The sequence below is a fragment of the Acidisphaera sp. L21 genome (genome assembly GCF_009765685.1).
Classification (GTDB): domain Bacteria; phylum Pseudomonadota; class Alphaproteobacteria; order Acetobacterales; family Acetobacteraceae; genus LMUY01.
Genome location: NZ_LMUY01000072.1, coordinates 1 through 22,251 on the forward strand (window position 1 = coordinate 1; position 22,251 = coordinate 22,251).

23 protein-coding genes are annotated in these 22,251 nt (G+C 64.0%); 9 read left to right on the forward strand and 14 right to left on the reverse strand.

The features are described 5' to 3' along the window. On the reverse strand, nt 1-633 hold a 633-nt coding region (locus tag GSQ76_RS13875), incomplete at its 3' end, for an amino acid ABC transporter permease (RefSeq protein WP_158744509.1). 5 nt (nt 634-638) lie between these two features. Further along, entirely contained in the window at nt 639-1,496 is an 858-nt protein-coding gene (locus tag GSQ76_RS13880) for a transporter substrate-binding domain-containing protein (RefSeq protein WP_158744510.1), read from the reverse strand. 188 nt (nt 1,497-1,684) lie between these two features. Between GSQ76_RS13880 and GSQ76_RS13885 the strand changes: the two genes are divergently transcribed. The 5 genes from GSQ76_RS13885 to GSQ76_RS13905 are packed head-to-tail and all read left to right on the forward strand — an operon-like array spanning nt 1,685 to nt 6,025. Continuing rightward, nucleotides 1,685-3,052 carry an LLM class flavin-dependent oxidoreductase gene (locus GSQ76_RS13885; RefSeq protein ID WP_158744511.1) on the forward strand — a complete coding sequence of 456 codons (1,368 nt, stop codon included), beginning with the start codon at nt 1,685-1,687 and terminating at the stop codon, nt 3,050-3,052. A 26-nt stretch (nt 3,053-3,078) separates the two neighbouring features. After that, nucleotides 3,079-3,903, forward strand: coding sequence for a transporter substrate-binding domain-containing protein (locus tag GSQ76_RS13890; RefSeq protein WP_158744512.1), 825 nt, complete (start codon nt 3,079-3,081; stop codon nt 3,901-3,903). 24 nt (nt 3,904-3,927) lie between these two features. After that, a complete protein-coding gene (locus GSQ76_RS13895) occupies nt 3,928-4,569 on the forward strand; it encodes an amino acid ABC transporter permease (RefSeq protein WP_158744513.1) in 642 nt (213 codons plus the stop codon). After that, nucleotides 4,566-5,231 (forward strand): amino acid ABC transporter permease, encoded by a 666-nt coding sequence (locus tag GSQ76_RS13900; protein WP_158744514.1) that lies wholly within the window; start codon nt 4,566-4,568, stop codon nt 5,229-5,231. Before GSQ76_RS13895 ends, GSQ76_RS13900 begins: the two co-directional genes overlap by 4 nt. Next, nucleotides 5,231-6,025, forward strand: a complete 795-nt coding sequence (locus tag GSQ76_RS13905) for an amino acid ABC transporter ATP-binding protein (protein WP_158744515.1) — start codon at nt 5,231-5,233, stop codon at nt 6,023-6,025. The genes GSQ76_RS13900 and GSQ76_RS13905 overlap by 1 nt, the downstream gene beginning before the upstream one ends. 115 nt (nt 6,026-6,140) lie before the next feature. On the opposite strand, the gene GSQ76_RS13910 is transcribed toward GSQ76_RS13905, so the two are convergent. Genes GSQ76_RS13910 through GSQ76_RS13935 form a run of 6 tightly spaced genes read right to left on the reverse strand, consistent with a single transcriptional unit; the run spans nt 6,141 to nt 12,440 of the window. Then, nucleotides 6,141-7,028 (reverse strand): dihydrodipicolinate synthase family protein, encoded by an 888-nt coding sequence (locus tag GSQ76_RS13910; RefSeq protein WP_158744516.1) that lies wholly within the window; start codon nt 7,026-7,028, stop codon nt 6,141-6,143. A gap of 26 nt (nt 7,029-7,054) precedes the next feature. Next, nucleotides 7,055-8,377, reverse strand: a complete 1,323-nt coding sequence (locus GSQ76_RS13915) for an MFS transporter (protein WP_158744517.1) — start codon at nt 8,375-8,377, stop codon at nt 7,055-7,057. A gap of 10 nt (nt 8,378-8,387) precedes the next feature. Beyond that, nucleotides 8,388-9,515, reverse strand: a complete 1,128-nt coding sequence (locus GSQ76_RS13920; RefSeq protein ID WP_158744518.1) for an iron-containing alcohol dehydrogenase — start codon at nt 9,513-9,515, stop codon at nt 8,388-8,390. Then, nucleotides 9,515-10,555 carry a 4-hydroxythreonine-4-phosphate dehydrogenase PdxA gene (gene pdxA / locus GSQ76_RS13925; RefSeq protein ID WP_158744519.1) on the reverse strand — a complete coding sequence of 347 codons (1,041 nt, stop codon included), beginning with the start codon at nt 10,553-10,555 and terminating at the stop codon, nt 9,515-9,517. Before pdxA ends, GSQ76_RS13920 begins: the two co-directional genes overlap by 1 nt. Beyond that, a complete protein-coding gene (locus GSQ76_RS13930) occupies nt 10,552-11,655 on the reverse strand; it encodes a four-carbon acid sugar kinase family protein (RefSeq protein ID WP_158744520.1) in 1,104 nt (367 codons plus the stop codon). The genes pdxA and GSQ76_RS13930 overlap by 4 nt, the downstream gene beginning before the upstream one ends. Further along, complete coding sequence (locus GSQ76_RS13935; protein ID WP_216851059.1) at nt 11,655-12,440, reverse strand: IclR family transcriptional regulator; 786 nt, start codon at nt 12,438-12,440, stop codon at nt 11,655-11,657. The genes GSQ76_RS13930 and GSQ76_RS13935 overlap by 1 nt, the downstream gene beginning before the upstream one ends. A gap of 319 nt (nt 12,441-12,759) precedes the next feature. On the opposite strand from GSQ76_RS13935, the gene GSQ76_RS13940 reads away from it, so the two are divergent. The 4 genes from GSQ76_RS13940 (at nt 12,760) to GSQ76_RS13955 (ending at nt 16,012) form a co-directional block, all read left to right on the forward strand. Beyond that, the gene (locus GSQ76_RS13940; protein WP_158744521.1) at nt 12,760-13,443 is read left to right on the forward strand and encodes a class I SAM-dependent methyltransferase; all 684 of its coding nucleotides are present in this window, start codon (nt 12,760-12,762) and stop codon (nt 13,441-13,443) included. Nucleotides 13,444-13,770: 327 nt separating this feature from the next. After that, nucleotides 13,771-14,253 (forward strand): cupin domain-containing protein, encoded by a 483-nt coding sequence (locus GSQ76_RS13945; protein ID WP_158744522.1) that lies wholly within the window; start codon nt 13,771-13,773, stop codon nt 14,251-14,253. Between the two features lie 2 nt (nt 14,254-14,255). After that, nucleotides 14,256-15,065 (forward strand): VOC family protein, encoded by an 810-nt coding sequence (locus GSQ76_RS13950; RefSeq protein WP_158744523.1) that lies wholly within the window; start codon nt 14,256-14,258, stop codon nt 15,063-15,065. Nucleotides 15,066-15,121: 56 nt separating this feature from the next. Beyond that, nucleotides 15,122-16,012, forward strand: coding sequence for an SMP-30/gluconolactonase/LRE family protein (locus tag GSQ76_RS13955; RefSeq protein WP_216851060.1), 891 nt, complete (start codon nt 15,122-15,124; stop codon nt 16,010-16,012). On the opposite strand, the gene GSQ76_RS13960 is transcribed toward GSQ76_RS13955, so the two are convergent. The 6 genes from GSQ76_RS13960 to GSQ76_RS13985 all read right to left on the reverse strand — a co-directional run bounded on the left by GSQ76_RS13960 (nt 16,009) and on the right by GSQ76_RS13985 (nt 22,249). Continuing rightward, nucleotides 16,009-16,470, reverse strand: a complete 462-nt coding sequence (locus GSQ76_RS13960; RefSeq protein ID WP_158744525.1) for a DoxX family membrane protein — start codon at nt 16,468-16,470, stop codon at nt 16,009-16,011. The genes GSQ76_RS13955 and GSQ76_RS13960 overlap by 4 nt on opposite strands. Then, entirely contained in the window at nt 16,467-18,053 is a 1,587-nt protein-coding gene (locus GSQ76_RS13965) for a GMC oxidoreductase (protein WP_254070406.1), read from the reverse strand. The genes GSQ76_RS13960 and GSQ76_RS13965 overlap by 4 nt, the downstream gene beginning before the upstream one ends. A 506-nt stretch (nt 18,054-18,559) precedes the next feature. Next, nucleotides 18,560-19,456: an ATP-binding cassette domain-containing protein gene (locus GSQ76_RS13970; protein WP_158744526.1), complete on the reverse strand. Its 897-nt coding sequence runs from the start codon at nt 19,454-19,456 to the stop codon at nt 18,560-18,562. Continuing rightward, nucleotides 19,453-20,418: an ABC transporter ATP-binding protein gene (locus GSQ76_RS13975; protein ID WP_158744527.1), complete on the reverse strand. Its 966-nt coding sequence runs from the start codon at nt 20,416-20,418 to the stop codon at nt 19,453-19,455. Before GSQ76_RS13975 ends, GSQ76_RS13970 begins: the two co-directional genes overlap by 4 nt. Further along, entirely contained in the window at nt 20,415-21,305 is an 891-nt protein-coding gene (locus tag GSQ76_RS13980; protein ID WP_158744528.1) for an ABC transporter permease, read from the reverse strand. Before GSQ76_RS13980 ends, GSQ76_RS13975 begins: the two co-directional genes overlap by 4 nt. Then, a complete protein-coding gene (locus tag GSQ76_RS13985) occupies nt 21,302-22,249 on the reverse strand; it encodes an ABC transporter permease (RefSeq protein ID WP_158744529.1) in 948 nt (315 codons plus the stop codon). Before GSQ76_RS13985 ends, GSQ76_RS13980 begins: the two co-directional genes overlap by 4 nt. Nucleotides 22,250-22,251 lie beyond the last annotated feature (2 nt).

A 22,251-nucleotide genomic window follows, 5' to 3' on the forward strand; every position in this document is an offset into this window, starting at 1 on the left:
GGTGAAGAACTGGAAGTTCTGGCCCACGATCTGTTCGGCCCGGAACGTCAGCTCGTTGACGAAGATGATCGAGGCAATCGCGGTGCCCTTGATCAGCGTAATCGCCTGATTGGCCAACCCGGGTAAGATCGACCGCATCGCTTGCGGCAGGATGATCCGCTGCAAGGTCAGCCTTTGGCCAAACCCAAGGGCTGCCGCAGCAATCCCCTGGCCACGATCGACCGACAAAATACCGCCGCGGATGATTTCCGCCGCGAACGCCGCCTCGTTCAGCGAGAAGCCGAGTACGGCGGTGATGAAGCTGTTTAACCGCAGCCCAGCCGAGGGCAGCGCGTCGAACAGGAATACCAGTTGCAGGATCAACGGCGTGCCGCGGAAGAACCAGATATAGAACCAGGCGAGCCCACGCACCGGCGCTGGTCGGGATAGCCGCATCAACGCCAGCACAAGCCCGCCCGCCGTGCCGAACAACAGCGCCAGCAGCGTGATCTCGACCGCCGTCAGCGCGCCATCCAGCAGGAACCGAGACGTGGCGTAGCCAAACCCCTGCCAAACGGGGTCCATGAAACCGGCCGCCCGGGCGGCAACTGGGAAGGCGAGAAGTGTGAGGAGCCCCGTGAGAAATCGACGCATCTTGGCTACTGCGTCAGAATCTCCGGCTTGGTCACCAGGTCATAATCCACGTGGTATCGCTCGAAAATGGTTTTGAGCTGCCCATTGCTCTGAATCTCGGCCAGCCCGTCCGCCATCAGGCGGATCAGGTCGGAATTGCCCTTGGCGGTGCCGGCGGCAATCTGGGCGTTGGTGACGACGCCGAAGCCGTCTTCCGGCGCCGGGTTGCTGGCGATCATGCTGTCGGCGACGAATTTATTGGTGGCATACACATCCGCGCGGCCATTCTGAACCAGCCGCATTCCACCGGTCATGTCTGCCGCGGTGATGACCTCGACGTCTTTTTTGCCAGCGGCGACGCAGGCTTGTCCGGCCGTCCGCAGCATCGTCTCCTGCGTGGTCCCCAGTCCGGCGGTCGTAATCAGGCCGCATAGGTCGGTCAACCCGTGCACCTGCTTGGGGTTGCCGTGCACCACCAGCAGGGCGGTTGCGGAGTGCATGTAGGCGACGAAGTCCATCCGTTTCGCCCGCTCGGGCGTGTAGAGCAGCGTATCCCACATCACGTCGATCTGGCCCGCCATGGCGGCAGGGATCAGCCCCGACCAGTTGCCCAAAGTGAAGGTGACGGGGACGCCAGCACAACCGAACACGGCGCGGGCAGTGTCCGCGTCCAGTCCGATCAGGTGGTTGAAGTCGGCGGGATCACGGAAACTGAACGGCGTGCTTTCCCCGTCCTGGCCGATCGTGATCGTGCGCCCGGCGAGGCTGGGATATTTGGTGGCGAGTTTGGCGGGCTCGCACGCTGCCTGCGCCGCCGACAAGCTGGCCCATAGACCAAAGCTCGCAAAAGCGGCCCGAACCGACCATTTGACCACCTGACGCATGCGTCCCCCAATTTTGCTGCACGGCAGCAATTGACGGCCAAAAATCGTCTGCCTGCAATACGGAATCGCCGGTTGATCCCCTTCGTCACCGCGCCCGCGCCACTGGCCGCTTGTCACCGTGAGCGCTTGCAGCATAGTGGTGGCTTTGTATAGTCAAATCGCGGGGACGCGATATCTAGGAGATGCGGATGCCGCGGGCGGACCAGATGAAGCTCGGAACTTTCATCTACTCGCACGGGGTGCACCCGGCGAGTTGGCGTCACCCTGGCTCGCCCGTCGATGCAGGCAACAATTTCGCACACATGCTCAACGTCGCGAAGATCTCGGAAGCCGGCAAATTCGACTTTATGTTCCTTGCCGACTCACCGGCCGCGGCGATCGGCAGCATGGATGCGCTGAAGCGTCTGCCACACAAGATGAACCGGTTCGAGCCGTTGACCTTGCTGTCCGCCCTCGCTGTCACGACCGACCGGATCGGCCTCGCCGCCACCCTGTCCACCAGCTACTACGAGCCATACAACGTGGCACGGCTGTTCGCCTCGCTGGATCATCTCAGCGGCGGTCGGGCCTGCTGGAACGTCGTCACCTCCGACCATGACGAGACTGGCTACAATTTCAACCGCGAGGGGCTCGACCCGCATGCGTTGCGCTACGAACGGGCGCGCGAGTTCCTCGAAGTCTGCTTCGGCCTGTGGGATGGTTGGGAGAAGGATGCGCTCGTGCACGACCGGGAGGAGGGCGTGTATTTCGACGATAGCCGGCTCCACCTGCTCAACCACAAGGGCAAGCATTTCCAGGTGCGTGGCCCGCTGAACTGCGCTCGCTCGCCCCAAGGCAGGCCTGTCATCGCTCAGGCCGGCGGATCGCCCGCAGGAATAGAGCTGGCGGCGCAGTCGGCGGAGGTCGTGTTCACGCGCACCATGGATTTCACGCGTAACAAGGCCTTCTACGACGCTCTGAAGGGGCAGATGGCTCGGTTCGGCAGGGCGCCGGATAAGCTCAAAGTCATGCCGGGCCTGCCGATCCATGTCGGCGAAACGCAGGCGGAGGTTCATGCCAAAATGGCCTTCCTGCGGGAAAACCTGCACCCGGCGGTCGGTCGCCAGATGCTGGCGGAGTTCCTGGAGGTCGATCTATCCGACGTGCCCCTCGACAAGCCATTCCCGCGGGAGCGGTTGCCGAAAGACCCGAAAGGCTCGAAGGCGCTGTTCGAACTCGTGCGCGAATTCGTCCTGCAAGGCGGCACGATGGGCGATTTGATCCGCCGTTACGCGGACAAGCATACCGGCGGCGGTATCGGCGGCACACCAAAGCAGGTTGCCGACTACATGGAGGAATGGTTCGTAGGCGGGGCTTGCGACGGCTTCATCCTGCAAATGCCGACCCTGCCCTCTTCACTGGAAGATTTCGTCCGCCTGGTCGTGCCGGAGTTGCAGCGCCGGGGCTTGTTCCGCAAGGACTACACCGGCACGACGTTGCGAGACCATCTGGGTCTTGATGAGCCCGCCAACCGCTACGCCGTTGCGCGCGCCGGCTCCATCGCCCAATCCGCCTGACACCTGATTTTGGAGCAAAAAGGCTTATGACACGTCGCGCTCTGCTACTGTTTGCGTTCACCGCCGGGAGTCTGGCGCTCGGCCTCGCGCCCGCCCGGGCGGATGTGCTGTCGGACGCGAAGGCGGCCGGGGTGCTGAAGGTCGGCACCGAGACTGAGTTCGCGCCCTTCGACTACATCGATGGCGACAAGCACGTCGGCTTCAACGTCGATTTCTTCGACGAGGTCGGCAAGTCGCTCGGCATGAAGATCGAATGGGTGGCCCTGCCATGGGACGGCGTGTTGCCCGGGCTTGAGTCCAGCAAGTTCGACATCGTCGCCGGCCCGGCCATCATCACCAAAGCGCGTATGCAGCGCTACACCTTCTCCTCCCCGATCGGTGAGGGCACGGTGACGCTGGTCAAGCGCGCGAGCGACGCCTCTATCCAGAAGCCCACCGACATTGCCGGCAGAAGCGTTGGCGGGGGCAGAGGCTCCAACCAGCTCGTGCAGCTGAAGGAACTGGCCGCGTCAGTCAGCCCGCCAGCAACCGTGCGGGAATATACCGGCGCGAACGAGACGCAGGCCGACATGGCCGCCGGCCGCATTGTCGCCTCCGCGATGTCCTTGCCGAACGCGCTCGCCGCGGCCAAGCGCCGGCCGGACATGTTTGCCGTGGTCCTGCCGCCTTTCGGCGTGAAGGCCTATTTCGGCTATATCGGCCGCAAGGACGCCGCCTCCGCCAGCCTGATGCAGGCGGTCGACGCCCAAGTCGCCGCCATGAAGACCGACGGCCGCATGGCCAAGCTGCAGCAGAAATGGTTCGGCGCCACCACCGAACTCCCAGCCTCCGTCACCGACCCGGCGAGCTGACCTGGCGAGGGCCTTCGCGGGAGAATGACCTGGTTTCTGTTCGCGCTGATGGTCCAGGCCGCCGGCACGACGCTTTTGATCAGCTTCGTCGCCATCGCCATCGGCCTGGTCATCGGCATCTTGGTGTGTGGCGCCATGCTATCGCCGAGCGTGGTGCTGCGCGGCCCGGCACGCCTGTACGTCAGCTTCTTTCGGGGCGTGCCGCTGCTGGTGCAATTGCTGCTGTTCTACCACCTGCTCCCTGCCATCGGGATCAACATCTCCAGCGTGGCCGCCGCCCTCGTCGCCCTCTCGCTCTGCACCGCCGCCTATCAGGCGGAGAACCTGCGGGGCGGTTTTCTATCGGTCTCCCGCGGCTTGCTGGAGGCCGCCGAGGCGGTTGGCATGGAACGCCTCCAACGCTTCCGCCGGGTCAGCGTGCCGATCGCCATCCGGCTCACCATCCCGGCCCTGGTGAATGAAGCCATCGGCATCCTCCACGCCTCCGCCCTGATCTCTGTCGTTGGCGTGATCGAACTCACCAAGACCGCCCGCAACTTCGCCGCGACCACCTTCGACCCGCTGCCGTTCTACGCCTGCGCCGGGTTGCTGTATTTAGGCCTCACCTACGGCGTGCTCGGCCTCGGTCGTGCTGCGGAACGGCACCTGGCCGTGCGCCACGCATGACTTTCGATCCGTCGGTCGTTATCCCCTATTTGCCGGCGATGGGCCGCGGCGCCCTGGTCACGATCGGCTTGTGGCTGGCGGGGCTGCTCGCCTCGATACTTCTCGGATTGGCCATCGCAGTCGGCCGACTGGTCGGTGGCAAGGCGATCAACCTGGCGCTCGGCACCCTCGTGCAGGTCATCCGGGGAACGCCGTTCCTCATCCAGCTTTTCCTGCTCTATTTCGGCGGCCCTCGTATCGGCCTCACGCTGGACGAGCTTCCCGCCGGGCTGATGGCGCTTTCCCTGTTCGGCGCCTGCTACATGAGCGAGGTGTTCCGCACCGGGCTGCGCGCCATCCCACGCAGCCATATCGAGGCCGCTGAGAGTGTGGGGATGTCCCGCTGGCAAATCCTGCGACGGATCACCATCCCCGAGATGCTGGTGCTGGTGCTGCCGGCAGGCACCAACATCGCGGTCGGGCTGATCAAGGAGACGGCGGTGCTTTCCATCATCAGCGTGCCCGAACTCACCGCCGTCACCAGCGAAATTGGGTCCGAGACCTATGCCTTTGTCGAGGCCTTGACCACGCTGTCGCTCTGCTACTGGGCTCTGGTCGAAATCTGTAGCCGAGCCGGCCGCCTGCTGGAACAGCGGCTGGCCTCCTTCCGTTTCGCCGCCTGATGCGCTTGCCCAACCCGGCCGTGACTGCATCCGGCCTCACCAAACGCTTCGGTACCACCGAAGTCCTCCAGAAGATCGACTTCTCCGCGCCGTCTGGTCAAGTGACGTGCCTCATCGGTCCGTCCGGGTCCGGCAAAAGCACGCTGCTGCGCTGTATCGCGATGCTGGAGCAGCCGACCGAAGGCACCATCACGATTGATGGCCAGCCGCTTGGTCCCTGGCAGGACGGCATCGGGCCCGCCTTGTCACCAGCCCGGCGGCGTGTGATGCGGGCCGGCATCGGCGTGGTGTTCCAGCAGTTCAATCTGTGGCCGCATATGACGGCACTTGGCAACGTAGCCGAGGCGCTCCGTACCGTTCGCCGGCTGCCCCGGGCGGAGGCGGAGGCGCGGGCCATCGCGCAATTAGGCAAGGTGGGGCTGGCCGATCGGGCCGGCCACTATCCCTCCCAACTTTCCGGCGGGCAGCAGCAACGTGTGGCGATCGCACGCGCCCTGGCGCTGGAGCCCAAGTTGATGCTGTTCGACGAGCCCACCTCCTCGCTCGACCCTGAGCTGACAGGCGAGGTACTGAACGTTATGCGCGGCTTGGCAGCGGATGGGATTTCGATGATCGTCGTCTCGCACGAGATCGGGTTCGTGGCGTCGGTTGCAAGCCACATCGTATTCCTGGATCACGGCCGGGTGGTGTTGAGCGGCCCACCACGCGAGGTTTTCGCCCGGCCGCGCCACCCGCGTTTGACGCAATTCCTTGAAACCCATGTCGACGTCGAAGCGAGCCGGCTGTTGCAGTGAAAGCCGGCCACGAGCCGAGGTCTGCTCTATCCGAAGAAGCCCTTCAATGCGGAAAATCGCCGTGTCGAGATCATTGCGCTCGGCCCCGAGCCGCCGCCCAGCAATGGGAGGCCGCTCAGCCGAGCAGCGCCGCGGTTTCCGCTTGCGTCAGCGGCAGCAGCGGCGGCCGCACCATGGCCCAATCCGGACGACCGGTCTTCTGTGCCAGCAGGGTCTTCACGGATGGGATTTGCGCAAATTGCGATACGCGATTGCGGGCAGCCACAATGCGGGCCTGTGCCGCATTCACCGCCTCGGCCCGCGTCGCGTCGTCGTAGTGACGGAACACGAGAGCGAGGTCGGCGGCGACCAGGTTTGATGTTGCTGTGATGCAGCCGGCGCCGCCCTTGCGCAGTAGCGGCAGCATGAGCGGGTCGGCGCCCGCAAGTACAGCAAAGCCAGGAAACGCCTCGACCAGCGACACCATGTTCGCCAGATCACCTGAAGAATCCTTCAGGCCGACGAACACACCCGGGAAGCTCTCGCGCAGGCGGGCGATCACCGGGATTGGGATCGGCACCGAAGAGAACATCGGAATATGATACAGCACGACGCGAAGCCGCGGATCAGCGACCCGCTCGATGATAGCCGCGTAGGCCGCGAACAGACCGTCTTCGTTGATGTTTTTGTAGTAGTAGGGCGGCAGCATCACGACAGTGGTCACGCCCAGCGACAGAGCGTGTTTCGTCAGCTCGGCAGTCTCGATGAACGAGGCGACCCCAGTGCCGGGGAGCAGCTTGTCCGGCGGGATGCCGCTCTGCACCACCGCCTCCAGCATCGCTCGGCGCTCGGCACCGGAGAACGAGTTCGCCTCCCCGGTGGTGCCGAGCAGGGCGATGCCGTCGCAGCCCTCCTCCAGCAGGGTGCGGCAATGTGCAGCAAGGGCGGTGTGGTCGGGTGTGAGATCGGCGTGGACTGGGGAGGCAGCGGCGCTGAACACGCCGGTCGGAAACAATGCGGGCATGAGGTTGTACCTTTGAGACGGGGCCTTCAGATCGGAAGCGGCGCGTCCGGCATGATGCGGCGGCGCACGACGAAGAGCACGGAGCAGGCGGAGCAGAGCGCGATGCCAGCGCCAGCCCACAACGCGTAGGTGAACGACCCGGTGCTGTGGGCGACGAAGCCGGTGACCGCCGGGGCCATCGCGCCGCCCAGATAGCCGCCGAAATTCTGGATGCTGCCGAGCGTCGCGACCTCGTTCTGCGGCGCCACGGCCGACGGCAGCGACCATACGCCGGCAACCGCGGTGTAGGAGAAGAACATCGAGGCCGAGATGAAGGCCAGGCACACTATGACGTTGTCGGACATCGAGGCGGAGACGGTGCAGATTGCGGCGCACACCAGGCCAGTCAGGATCGGGATCTTGCGGCTATTGATCGGCGAGACGCCACGATGGGCAAACCAGTCCGACACGACACCGCCGAATAGCGAGCCGAAGATGCCGAATATGAATGGCACAGACGCGGCGAACCCGGTCTGCTTGACGCTCAGGTGCCGTTCGATTTCCAGGTAGCCGGGCAGCCAAGTGATGTAGACCCAGTTGATGTAGCTGAGCCCCATCTGCCCGAATAGCATTCCCCAAACCGTCGGAAAACGAAACAGCTTGCCCCAATTGGCCAGGGCGGAGCCGCGGACCGCCGGGTTCGCATCTTGTGCGAGGTATATGCGGTCGGCGGCGGGCAGCGGCACCAACTCCGGGTCGCGGTATACCAAATACCACACGGCCGAGATGAGCAGGCCGGCGACGCCCATGATGACGAACATCCACCGCCAGCCATACGTTAGCATCAGCACCGTCAGCAGTAGCGGCGACAGCGCCGATCCGATCATGGAGGCGGTATTGAACACCCCCGTCGGCAACCCGCGGTCGCGCTGGCTGAACCAGTTGGCGGTGACGCGGGCGGCGGTGGGATATTGCGGCGATTCGCAAACCCCTAGCGCCAGCCGCGCAATGAACAGCTGCGTGAAGCTGGTCATGAAGCCGCATACGACTTGTGCCAGCGACCATGCCGCCACGCCCAGGCTGAGCACGCGCCGCGGGCCGAACCGGTCGATCAGCAACCCGACTGGCAATTGCGAGAAGGCGTAGGCTAACGCGAAGGCCGACAGCAGCAGGCCCATCTGGCCGGTGTTGACCCCTAGCTCCTTCTGGATCAGCACGTTGGCGACCGAGAGCGTGCCGCGGTCGAGGTAATTTACCGTGCCACTAACGACCAGCAGCGTCAGTGCCGCCCAGCGGCGGCGTTGCAGCATGGGGGAGACGGTGGGCGCGGCAACCACGGGCGCGGCCGTGGTCGCGATGACTGACGACATGCTGGTTTCCTCAGAAGGCGCGTTGATACATCGCGGCGATCTCGTCGCGACTAATGTCGCGCGGGTTGTTGTCGAGCAGGCGGCGGATGGCGTGCGCCTCGGTCGCCATCGCTCCTAGATCCGCCTCCGGCACGCCGTGCGCCGACAGCCGCATGTCCAGGCCCAGCCCGGCGCAAAACGCGCCCGCCCGCTCCGTCACTTCGGTCGGATCGGCGGAGGCCGGCTGGCCCAACGCCTGTAGCACGAGCGCCGTCTTCTCCGCGGCGGCTGGTGCGTTCCAGGCCAGCGTGTGCGGGAAGATGAGCGCGCAGGCCAGGCCGTGCGGGATGTGGTGGCGGGTGCCGAGTGGGTAGGCGACCGCGTGCCCGGCGGTCGTGTTGACCGGCCCCAGGCAAAACCCGCCATACAGCGACGCCAGTGCTAGGCCAGCCCGTGCCTCCGCATCGCCGCCATCGGCCACGGCGCGGTGGAGGAAGCGGCCGACCAGGCGGATGCCCTCCAGCGCGTAAAGGTCGATCAGCGGGTGCGACTTGCGGCTGGTGAAGCCTTCCGTGCAATGCGCCATGGCGTCCACGCCGGTGGCGGCGGTGACGGCGGCGGGTACGGTCATCGTCAGGTCGGGGTCGATGATGGCGATGTCGGCCAGCATATGGCGGCTCTGCACCGCCAGCTTGTTCTGCGTGGCCGGGTCGGTCACCAAGGAGCGGGTTCCCGCCTCGCTGCCCGTGCCAGAGGTCGTGGGCACCTGCGCCAGTCCGACCTTGCGGCCGTGCACTTTCTCCGGTCCGACCACGTCGTGGATGGATTGGCCGCTACCTGGCAGCACAGCCGCAAGCTTGGCCAGGTCCATGGCGCTGCCGCCGCCGAAACCGACGACCAAGTCCGGCTTGGCCGCGTCCACGGCCGCCAGCAGATCCTGCAGGTTGGGGATGTCCGGCTCCGGGCGCACGGTGCCGAATACGGTCACGGCGCCGGGCAGCGCCAGCAGATCGACCCGCGCCGCGTTGAAGGCATCGGCCACCACCAGGATGCGGCTGAAGCCCTGCTCGCGCGCCCAGGTGCCCAGGCTCGGCGCCAGGCCACTGCCGAAGCGCAGGACGGGCGGGCGCTGGATCTCGATCGGGGTGTTGAGGGCCATTATGCGGCTACCGCCACGCGGGCTGGCCGGGCAAGCAACTCGGCATACTCGATCGCCTCCACCAGGCTCTGCTCGTTGGCGATGCCTTGGCCAGCGATGTCGAAGGCGGTGCCGTGATCCACGGAGGTGCGGATGATCGGCAGGCCCATGGTGATGTTCACGCCGGACAGGTCGTTCCACTTGCCGGTCGCGGGGTCGATCTCGAAGCCCAGCAGCTTGACCGGGATGTGGCCCTGGTCGTGATAGTTGGCGATCACCGCGTCGTATTGCCCGGCGCGCAGCTTGACGAACACCGTGTCGCCCGGCACCGGACCGACCACGTCCATCCCGTCCGCCACCGCCTGCGCGATCACCGGACCGGCGACGTCGATATCGTGGCGGCCGAACAACCCGCCCTCACCCGCATGTGGGTTCAGCGCCGCCACCGCAATCTTCGCGCGGCCCAGGCCGAGCCGGGTCACCGCGTCATGCGTCAGGTCCAGTACCCGGCGTATCCGCTCGGGCGTAGCGCGCTTGGGCACATCCTCCAGCGCGATATGCGTTGTCACATGGCTGACCCGCATGTTGCCGTGCGCCAGCATCATGCAGGAGCCGCGGACGCCGGTAAGTTCCGCCAGCATTTCGGTGTGGCCCGGATAGTGGTAGCCAGCCTTGTTCAGCGCTTCCTTGTTCAGCGGCGCGGTGACGATGCCGCCGATGCGCCCGGCCAGCGCCAGTTTCACGCCTTGGTCCACCGCCTGGAACGCAAAGCGCCCGCCATCCGCCGACAGCACGCCGGGGAGGATCGGCTCGCCCTCTGGGCCCGCCTGCATCGCGGCCAAGGCCGGCCAGTTCGCATCGCCCTCGGTGACTTCGCTGATCACGAGGCCCGGCGTGAACTTGCGCCGAGCCGCCTCCAGCGCAGGGTTGCTGCCGATCACCAGCAGGCGGAGCGAGCCGGATGCGATGCGGTCATGCAGGCGCTGGGCGGCCTTCACGATGATCTCGGGGCCGATGCCGGCAGGGTCGCCCATGGTGATGGCGAGGTGGCGGAGACTCATGAAGCGGTCCTTTCGGGATCGGGAAGGCGCAGTAGCTCGCGCAGGAGCGTGGGGTGGCCGAAGGCGCCGGATTTCGAGACGACGGTCACGCCATCCCAGGCGCCCCCATTGATGCAGGAGACGGGAACGCCGGGCACAGCGCGGCCTTGCACGACAAGGCTTTCGGCGCCAAGCGCGATGCAGAGTCCGCGCAACGTTTCGCCACCTGCGACGACGAGAGTGCCGGGTCGCGGCAAATGGGTGGTGAGGGCGTGCAGTTCTCGGCCGATACGCAATGCGGCCGCGGCCCGGCTCAATCCGGTTGGCAGGTCGAGGCTGGCCAGGGCGATGCCGTGCCTGCGCAATTGCTCGGCCAAATACGCGCCGCTCGCCGGCCCGCCATGCGGTAGAGCCGTCCAGTGCACGCCACACGCCGCAAGTTGGGCGGCGGTGACTGACTGGTCGCTACCGAATAACCCCAGCACCGGACCGGGCAACGATGGGTGCGCCGGCTGCGTGTGCCCCCCTGCCAGCGCGCGCGCCAGGCCTCCCGTGCCACACCACAACACGTTCGCATCAGACTCGACAGCGGCGACGACGGCATCCAAATCTGCGTCCGTTTCGGCATCGAAAACCGTAATTCCTGGCGTCAAAGGCGTGCCGGGCGTGCCGGCGTTGGCGGGCAGGCCAAGCGCGCGCAACGCATCCACGAGTAACGGCCCGACCGGCGTCCAACCGCCGCCCGCTGCCACGAATTGCTGGCCCTGGCGGGTCACGCGTCCCTGGAAAGGGAAAGCGGGTGCCAGCACGGCGTGCTGCCACGCTCCGGTCACGTAGCAAGCGGCGAGTTCTGGTAGCGTCTGGCCGCGAATCAGGCTGTCGACCTTCTTGTAGGCGAGCGTGGCTCCGGCGAGAGCGGCGCTCGCTTCACTAACGACAGCCCGCGCGGTGGCCTCGTCGGTTTCACGCGTGCCAGTGTCGATAGCGGCGTTGATCGGCAGGATGCCAGGACGTGCGCCCTGCCAGAAGGCATGCACCGGCCCCACCAGGCCCACGAACTCGGCCGCCGTGTCCAACGCCCCCGTTAGATCGTCGGCCAGCAGGCGTAGTGTCGGCGCCATTATGCTGCGGCCAGCATGATCACGGCGCGGGACAGGCTTTCGACGACACGAGTGAGTGCCGGCAACGCGCGGGCCAAAAAGCCATCCATCGGTCCCGTTTCCCGCCGGACGGTAAGGCTGACCGCCGCACCGGCCCGGCCGTTGGCGGCAATGACGGGCATGGCGACGGTGCGAAGCCCATAGGCGTTCTCCCCGTCTGAGACGGCATAACCCCGCTGCCGCACCTCGGCCAGGCGATCGCATAGTGCATCCAGATCGGTTAGGGTGCGATCGGATAGCGCGACGCGGTCGCCCGAGGCTAGCAATGCACGGGCGTGATCTGGCGGCTCCCAAGCCAGGATGGCGTGGCCGAGGGCGGTGGCATATGCACCGGTACGGCTGCCGACCCGGCGGTCCAAATCGTGCCGCCCCATATCGACCTGCACCCGCTCGACATATACCACATCTGCCTTGTCGAGGATGCCCAGGGACGCCGCCTCGGCCACGCCGGGCACGAGTTCGCGCAGCAATGGGGCGCTTTGGGCCTTCAGCCCACCCGCGGACAGGGCGTCGAATCCCAGGTCCAGGCATTTCAGGGTGAGTCGGAAACGCCGCTCGCCGGGGATAGCAGCGAGATAGCCGAGTTCGATGAGTGTGTGGATGAGCCTGAACGCCGTTCCGCGGTCGAGCCCGGCCTGGTTCGCCACATCCGTGATCGTCATCTCGGGACGCGCCGGGTTGAAGGCGCGCAGCACCTCAAACGCTTTGGCGACAGACTTGACGGTGTGCTTGGCGGGCTCTGCCAATCGAACGGTTCCTCCGCGCTCGCTATGCGAACAAATGTTGTTGTTGAATTACCGTAGCCATAGGGTGAAATCCCGTCAACCGACCCGTCGATGCCGTCGCGCATCGCCCTTCCGGCTCAGCAAAGATCGGCCCAGCTTGCCCGGTGCGGCGTACCGGCCGTAAACGTCGTTGACGAATTTCACCAAGAGGTCGGGACCACGGTCAGTGCCGACATGCAAAACGGGAGGTGTCCGCGATGGTATGCTATCCAATCGGTTCGGGTATCAGCTTGCCGATGGGCGCCTTCGATAAAATTGGGCCCCGGAACGGGCCGCAGGCATGAGCCGCGATCTCGGCATCTGCACCGGCCTTGAAGCGCTGGAGCAAGTTGTTGGTGGGTTTACCGGGTTGACGGTCATCGACATCGGGTCCGGTGAAGGGGCACTGGAACAGCAATTGGCTGAAGCTGGCGCCGTGGTCACGGGGATCGATCCACTGGGACCGGAGCAGAGTTGGACGACGCTCGGCACTGGACGCTATTGCCTACTGCGCCAAGGTGCGGAGACATTGCCCGTAGCTGATGCGTCCGTGGACCTCGTGCTCTTTATCTACTCGCTTCACCATATCCCCGGCGCTGTGCTGCCTGGCATCCTGACCGAGGCGCGCCGCGTGTTACGCAATACTGGCTCCCTTTACATCGCCGAGCCGCTCGCCGAAGGGCCGGCGCAGGAGGTTGCCGCGCTGTACCATGATGAGACGACAGTAAGGCAACGGGCGGCCGACATCCTGGCGACGCATGCCGCCATGCTCTTCAAACGACAGGACTCAATCTTTTACCGCAACCGCCGGATCTATGGCGGCTTTGAAGACTACGCCGCACGGATGAAGGCCAGCATGCGGTTCAACGACTTTACGGAGGCAGAATTATGCGCGCCGGCGGTAAGGGAGCGGTTTGACGCGGTGGCGGGATCCCTGGGTGGCATCTTCGATCAGCCCGTTCGAATCGACCTCTTGCGACCCTGAGTTCAGTTGCTCGCGGTGACGGAAGACCACACCGGGCGATTGGAACCCGCAGAAGCAAGGTCATGTCTGTTGCCAACTTCCGGTGACACGCGGCGACTGACGAAGTATGACATCGACTACGCCTGCCTGACTCCTTTGGCTGTGGTAATCGCTAGATCATCATCCTAGGCGGGACATTATGCGTCGCCCGTCCACAGACTCAGCAACACCCGAGCCACCCTTCGTCAAACTTGACGGAGTGCTGCACGGATATCGAACTTCGCCGTTCGTTCCTGGTTTAACTTCGACAGCCACTGCACCAGTCGCTATCGCAAGGATCTAGGGACTATGACGCAAAACCCGGACATTACAGGCGACGACAGCAGCAGCGCGGCGCCGCAGCCCGTCATTGCCTACTGGCATCTCTGGCGAGACCAACAGGGCGTCAGTCGTCAGAGCGAGTGCGCACTGACGAATTTTGAGTTGAAGGGTGTCGGAAATGCAGCGCCCCAGTGGAATAATAAGCATGAGACAGTATCGTCGACGGTCGTCGTGACTGTGCAACCCGTTGGCTGGGTTGGTGATTGGCATGAAAACCCGGCGCCGCAATGGATCGTCGTCCTATCGGGCCGCTGGTGGATTGAGAGCATGGATGGAACCCGGATCGAACAAGGACCAGGTGAATTCTCGCTTGGCGAGGACCAAGGGTGTGTCACCAGTAAGGATGGTCGTAAGGGCCATCGTTCCGGCACGATCGGGGACCAGCCGGCGGTTTTGATGACGGTGCAGCTACACCGCGACCCAGGTGCCGCACCGTGCCACATCAGCTAGACGTGCAGCTCTATGGCATCACCCGCTTCAATCTTGTGACGCAGGATTTGGAGCGCCTTGTCGCTTTTTACCGCAGCGTTCTCGGCATGGCGCCTATTGGCACCGAGGAGGCCGTAGCACCTTCCGAAATGGCACTTCTGGGTCTGTCGGGAGCCGGCCGCAGGCAGCGACTGGCAGCGGGAGGGCAGCACCTTGCGATCGATCAGTTCACCGCGCCGGGTCGGCCGTATCCTGAGACGGGTGATGCAGCCTCACTCTGCTTCCAGCATCTTGCGCTGGTGGTGGTTGATATTGCCGCTGCCTTTGCGCGACTTGGTGATGCCACGCCAATCTCGATCAATGGGCCACAGCAACTGCCAGAATCATCTGGCGGTGTTAGGGCATTCAAGTTTCGTGATCCAGACGGTCATCCGTTGGAGTTCCTCCAATTCCCAGGCCACTCGGATCGAAGCGAGGCTCTCATCCGCCGTATCGATCACTCTGCTATCAGCGTGGCGGATGTCGATGAGAGTGCAGCGTTCTACGCCAATCTCGGACTCAGTCCCGGGCCGCGCACACTCAACCAGGGACCGGAGCAAGAGCGGCTGGATGCCCTGCCCGCCGTTCAGGTGGACGTGGCACCGATGAACCCCCGCAACCCGTCGCCGCATCTGGAATTGCTTGGATACCGGACCCCGCGCGGAACACGCGGGCCCGAGCGTTCGGCAAACGACGTCGCGTCGACGCGGGTCGTCTGGCGGGGTACGGGTGACAGTCTACTGCGCGATTGGGATGGCCATTTGCATCAAATCCAGTCAGAGCAGCAGCCATGACGGGAAGGCTCCTCCGACGGGCTGCTCCGCCAATTCCGATGACAGGCTTCCCCGGGGTGCAAAGTGACGACGAGCGGCTGGCCGCGGTTCTCCCCTTAAATTCCAAGCTGTTGCTATTATACGAGGGTGCGTTGCACGCAGAGGGTCCAGTCTGGCATGCAAGCCAGCAGCGGCTGTATTGGTCGGATGTGTCGAACCGAAGACTACTGGCGTGGCAGCCCAACGGCGAGGTGACGGTCGTCCAAGACGCCACACATTTCATGAACGGCAATGCTATCGGTCGCGATGATATGTTGGTTCATTGCGAACATGGCCGTCGCTGCATCAGCCGGTCGGACGACAGCGGACGGACCATGCCCATCGTCACGCATTTCGAAGGCAAGCGGCTCAACTCGCCGAATGACCTTACTGTGGCATCTGACGGCACGATCTGGTTCACCGACCCGATTTTCGGGCTGATAATGCCGAGCCAAGGCAGCCTCGCCGAGCCCGAACTCGACCACCGCAGCGTCTATCGGTTCGACCCGGCAACCCAGGTGCTGCAGCGCATGGCTGATTTTGAGCAGCCCAATGGCCTGGGCTTCTCACCGGATGGCCAGATTCTATACGTGTCCGATACCGCGCGCGCTATGGGGGAGATCCCAGGCGCCCACACCGGCCAGACCCATGAGATCCAAGCCTTCGACGTGGCGAAGAATGGCAATCTATCGAACCGACGCTTCTTCTATCATGCCGATCACGGATGTCCGGACGGTATGGCCATCGACCAACGCGGCTGGGTGTGGGCGACGGCGGCTGACGGGGTTCATATCATAGCGCCGGATCGCACGCCCCTCGGCTACATCCCAACACAGTCCGTCGCAACGAACTGCGCCTTTGGGGGTAACCGCCTATTCATCACGGCAACCGACACGCTGCTAGCCATTGATCTATACGACGATATCTAGTGCGCTGGTTCGTAGTAAGGATGCGAGGACGCAAGCGGGTGGGCGACGAACGCCCCGAAATCTCCCGCGTGTAGGCCGAACGCCAATAGCAGGAAGCCGCCCGCAAGGGAGAAGTTCTTCAAGAAGTCCCAGAACAGATTACGAGCCTTGCTATCCCCGCTGCGCCTAAAATCCCCTGGCTGCCACCAACGCTTCCACAGCAGGGCGGTCACGCCGCAATATCCAGCCATGATGAAGGCAGCCAGCCGATCGGCAACCCCCGTGAGGATACCGATCGGCATAAGGATTTCCGTCGCCAAGCCCGCCAAGATCAGCAGCGTAGCCGCACCGCGAGAGGGCACGAGTTCCCTTGCCTGGACGACCGCACCCTTGAAGTTGATGATCTTGTCCAGAGCACTAAATGGGAAGAACAAAACCACCAGCAGATAGCGCACGCCCAACACAACGAGCCAGCTCACGCGCCGATACGCCGGCGGATATGCTCGGCGACCCGCAATGCATTGGCGATGATGGTTAGGGTTGGGTTTACGGCACCGATGGACGGGAAGAAACTCGCATCCGTAACGTAGAGATTGTCTAGTTCATGCGCTTTACAGTTGGTGTCCAACACCGAATTCGCCGGGTTCGTTCCAAAGCGGCAGGTGCCAGCCTGATGCGCTGTCCCCCCGAGCGGAATGCCCTTGCCGAAATATAAACGGCGTTCCAGCAGAACTGAACGGGCGCCGCATTGATTCAGATAGTATTCCAGCTTCTTCTTCAGGCGTTGATGAGCCTCCTTGTTCGTCTCGGTTAGGTCCAGAATGACCTTGTCCCCATCGTAGAAGATCCGATTTTCTGGCCGCGGAAGGTCTTCGGACGACAACCAGAAATCCATCGAATGACGCGCCATCTCTGAGAACGGCATGTCCGGAAGCCAATCCAGCCAGGCTGGCAGCGCCTCGCCCTTGATCTGCTCGGCATCAGAACTGGCACACATTTGAATCAGGCCCAGTGGATAGTTCCAGTCATCGGCGCCAAAGTAGAAGTCCCCCAGCGCCATTGTCTTCTGGAAAACCGTGTCATTCGATTCCCGCATCAAGGCCATCAATACGGATTGATTGTGCCGCATGTAGTTGCGGCCAACCTGATCGGAGCCGTTGGCCAAGCCATTGGGATGGGTCTCGCTTTTGGACCTCAGCAACAGCAATGCGGATGAAAGGGCACCGCACGCAACCACTACAACATCGGCAGAGTATCGCTCCTGCTGTCCCTCCCGCAGCACCTGCGCGCCGGTGACTTTACGCCCGCTCGGATCGGTTTCGAGGCGCTGGACGTAGGCGTTCGTCAGGAGGGAAAGATTGGGATAGGCTGCCAGTGCAGGGTCAACGCACATCACCTGGGCGTCCGCTTTGCCATTCAACAGGCAAGGAAATCCGTCGAATGCGTTGCAACGGATGCAGGTGCTGGTCGGCATCACCCGGCCGTTCTTCTCGTCGAGCAGAATGCCCAGCGGCAAGTGATAGGGATGAAGCCCCAATTGAGACAACTTGTCTGACAGGGCTTGCACATGCGGCTCGTGCGAAACAGGCGGATAGGGGTAGGCGGCGCTAGTGGGCGGCTCATCTGGGTCTTCGCCGCGTTGGCCATGCACGTGGAACAACGCCTCTGCTTCGGCGTAGAACGGCTCGAACTCCCCGTATGACACCGGCCAGGCCGGAGAGATTCCATCCTTATGGGCGATCTCGCCGAAGTCTCGCTCACGTAGCCGAAACAACGCGGCACCATAGACCTTAGAATTCCCACCGACATAATAATGAAGCCCTGGGTGGAACTCATCGCCCTTCGAATTGAACCACGTCTCCGAAGACTGGTAGGTTCCATCGACGAAGACCGTCTTGCTGTCCCAGTTATCGCGGCTCCGCGGCAAATAGTCACCGCGTTCCAGCAGCAGGATGCGTTTGCCGGTTGCGGCAATCCGGTGGGCCAGCGACGCGCCACCGGGACCGCTTCCAATTACCATGACATCATAATGGTCCATCGCCACACCCTCCAGCGTCGTCAACCGCGCTTCAAGTCCCTGGTGTCTCACGAGTTGCCGCACAGCTCAAAATAGTCGCTTTTGCTGGCGTTGGTGTCCACCGACCGCCGGCTCAGCCATTTTCGTATCAAAACTGCAGATTAATCTCAGCTATTGCCCCTGCGCACAGATCGCGTCTCCTCCTTCCGCGTTGTGCCAAGAACGAGGCATCCAAGGAACAACGCTGATTGCGAACCGCCAAGACCTGTTCGCTTGGCGCGGCCTCTTTCAACTCGGTGGCGGCAGTGCGACTGGGCTGCGTGCCGGCATCCTGGTAGCGGCAGCAGAGCGTTTCGTGTCGCCGACCCCGGTTGATACTGAGGCCACTGCCAAACGGCCCGAGCAGCCGGCACCGCCGGCAAAGGCGTGGACGAGGCGAGCGTTGAAGAGCGTAGGCGCCGATGCTTCCGCAGCGAAATGGGAGTAGTTCTAGCCGCCTAGACTGCTGAGGACCGCACGTTCGCACCGAGGCGACCGCGCGTGTCCGTCGCTCAGGCTTCGCTCCCCACGGGGGCCGTTGCAGCTGCCATATCCCCGGCGGCAAATGCATCCATTAAAGTGCGATCCGTCTGGCGCCGCCCCTTCAACCCGCTTGGCACGGCCGCCAGCAAGGTTCGGGTGTAGGGATGCTCCGGCGCGACCAGAACCCGGCTTGGCGGGCCAGATTCTACCATGTGTCCCTTGCTCATCACGCCGAGTGCCGAGCATACCCGGGCCACCACCGCCAGGTCATGGCTGATCAGCACGATCGACAACCCAAGCGAGGCATTGATCTCCTGCAGCAGATTGATGATTTGGCCCTGCAGAGAGACGTCCAGGGCCGAGACCGGCTCGTCCGCGACCAACAAATCCGGCGCCATCGCCAGAGCGCGCGCAATGCCGACCCGCTGACGCTGGCCGCCCGAAAGCTCGTGCGGGAACCGGGCCAGCATCGGCGTGTCCAGCCCGACGCGATCCATCAGCCTGGCGGTTTCGGTGGCCGCGTTGGCGCGCGTAACGCCGCGGGCGGCCAATGCCTCGGCGATGACCCGGCGCACCCGCTTGCGCGGGTTGAGCGAGGAACCGGTGTCCTGGAACACCATCTGCACGCCCCGGCGGAAGCGTTGCGCCGCCGCCCTGTCCAGCCCGGCGACATCTTGCCCATTGAACAGCATGGTGCCGCTGGTGGGTTCGATCAGCCGCACGATGATTTGGGCCAGGGTGGACTTGCCGCTGCCGCTTTCCCCCACCAGGCCGAAGATGCTGCCTCGTGGCACTGCGAACGACACGCCATCGACCGCGGCGAACGGTTTGCCGCCACCCCGCAGACGGGCCAGCATGCCCTGTCGGAGCATATACTCCTTGCGGATCTGACGCAGTTCCAGGATCGGAGGCGCATCGGTGCTCATGGCACGCCTTCCCAACAGACAGACAGATGGCCGGACTCGCGGCGCATAGGAGGCGCCTGGGCGGAACAGCGCGCCTGCGACACCACGCAGCGGGGGGTGAAGGCGCAACCCGGCAGAACGGACCCGAAGCGGGGCGGCAGGCCGGGGATGGTCGGCATGGGCCCGGTGCCGCCATCCAGCCGTGGGACGCACCGCAGAAGTTGGCGTGTGTAAGGGTGGCGTGGTGCGTCGAACAGCGGCTCCACCGCGCCGCTTTCCACCACCCGCCCGGCATACATGACCGACACCCGGTCGCAGATCGACGCCACCAGGTCCAGATTATGGCTGATGAACAGGACCGCGATTCCAAGGTCCCGGCGGATACGATCCAACATGCCGATAACCTGCGCCTGCACCGTCACGTCCAGCGCGGTGGTGGGCTCGTCCGCAATCAGCAGCTTGGGGTTGCTGGACACGGCCAGCGCGGTCATCACCCGTTGCCGCATGCCGCCGCTCAGTTCGTGCGCGTAGGCGCGGGCGCGCTCGGCCGGCTGGTTGATGCCGACGAGGTCTAGCAGTTCGACCACGCGGGCCTCGGCAGCACGCCGCGTCATGCTAGCATGGGTGCGCAGGCTGTCGACGATCTGCTTGCCAACAGGGATCGCAGGATTGAGCGCGCTGAGCGGGTCCTGAAAGATCATGCCGATATCGCGGCCGCGGAGCTTGTTCATCGCCCCATCCCGCATGCCGACCAATTCCGTGCCGTCGAAGAGGATGCGGCCGCTGCTCACCTTAGCGCCCAGCGGCAACAATCCCATCACGGACAGCGCCGTCAGGCTTTTGCCGGAGCCGCTTTCGCCCACCAGTCCGACCACCTCCCCGGCGGAAACCCGCAAATCCACGCCGCGCACGACGTCACGCCAAACACTGCGGGAACCGAACGCGATGTGCAGCCCGTCGATCTGCAATAAGGGGCCGCTCACGTCGCAAGCACCGCGGCGGCGTGGCGAGGGTCCAGCCGGTCACGCAAGCCGTCACCCAGCAAGTTAAAGCCTACCACGGCGAGGGAGATCGCGGCGCCGGGAAAGACGGAGATCCACCATTCGCCGGACATGAGGTAGTTACGGGCGTCGGCCAGCATGTTGCCCCAACTGGGCGTCGGTGGCTGCACGCCAAGGCCCACGAAGCTGACCGAGGCCTCGATGATGATGCCGATCGCCAGTAGCAAAGTGGCCTGCACGATGACGGGGGATAGGCAGTTCGGCAGCACGTCCGACACCATGATCCGCAGGCCACCCGTGCCCTGCAGACGCCGGGCCAAAACGAAATTTGCCTGCGATTGCACGAGCGCAGTGGTGTAGGTGACCCGCGCTAACGTGGGGATATAGAGCAAGCCTAGCAGGATCATCAGTTTAGCTTCATTGGCCAGCACGAAGGGGCCGACGCGCATGTCGCCCACCCCGAAAATCCCGACCAGGGCGATGGCCCAGATTAGGATCGGGATGGCGGAAATCGCCTCCAGAAACCGCACGGTGATCTGTTCGATCCAACCACCGCGATAGAACCCCGCAATTAGCCCCAGCGTGACGCCGCCCGCCATGCCAATGACCACTGCGATAGCGGAGACGCTGAGCGAGGCTCGGGTGCCCCAAATGACCCGGCTGAGCACGTCGCGGCCGGACTGGTCGGTCCCGAATGGGAATTGGCCGCCGGGTTCTAGCAACTGGTTGGAAATGTCCACCAACAAGGGGTCGCGCGGCGCGATCCACGGCGCACCCACGGCCATCACGAGTAGAGCGATCACGATCAACGCGCCCAGGAATCCGGCCGGCCCTCCAAAGCCGTTGACCAGACGATGGAGCCGGATCATGCCGCTGCCGCCATGCGCGGGTTAAGCGAGGCGTTCACCACGTCCGCACAGAGGTTGGCCACCACGAACACGACGGTGAACACCATCACCACCGCCTGCACCATAGCGTAGTCGCGCTGTTGGATCGCTTGCAGCAAGGCGTGGGACAGGCCGTCGATGTTGAACACCTGTTCGATGATAAGGGCCCACCCGAACATGTGGCCGAATGACATCCCTGCGATGGTGACGACCGGAACCAGCGCATTACGCAGCGCATACATCAGCACACGCGGGCGGCTAAGGCCCGAGGCACGGGCGGTGCGCATGAAGTCCTGGCCCAAGACGTCCAGCAGGCTGGAGCGAGTCATGCGCGTCAGCACTGCCATGTAGAAAATCCCGAGACAGAAGGCCGGCAGCACGAGAGAGCGCAGGTGCTCGTATACATCATCCGTAATCGGCACCACGCCGCCGGGCGGGAACCAGTCGCGGTCAACGGCGAAGAATAGGATCAACACCAGCGCCAGCCAGAAGCCAGGCACAGACACGCCCAGCACGGCAATCAGCCGCGCGCCGTAATCCAGCGGCGTATCGCGCAACACGGCCGACATGGTGCCCAGCGCCAAGGACACCACGACGGACACAACAAAGGCCAGCATCACCAACTCCAGCGTGACCGGGAGAGTGTTGGCCACCTGATCGTTCATGCGAAGGCCGGTGGTGAAAGACTTACCGAGATCTGCATGGAATACGATGCCACCGACCCAGCGGAAGTATTGCACCAGGATCGGCTTATCCAGGCCGTGATCGGCGTCAAAATGGGCGATGTCGGCCGGAGTAGCTTCGTCGCCCAGCACGATACGAGCCGGACTGTCGGGGATGGAGCGTGTCAGCACGAACAGCACCAGGCTGACCAGCAACAGCGACAGCAACGAGACTCCGGCGCGGCGGAGAAACAGGGAGGCCATGG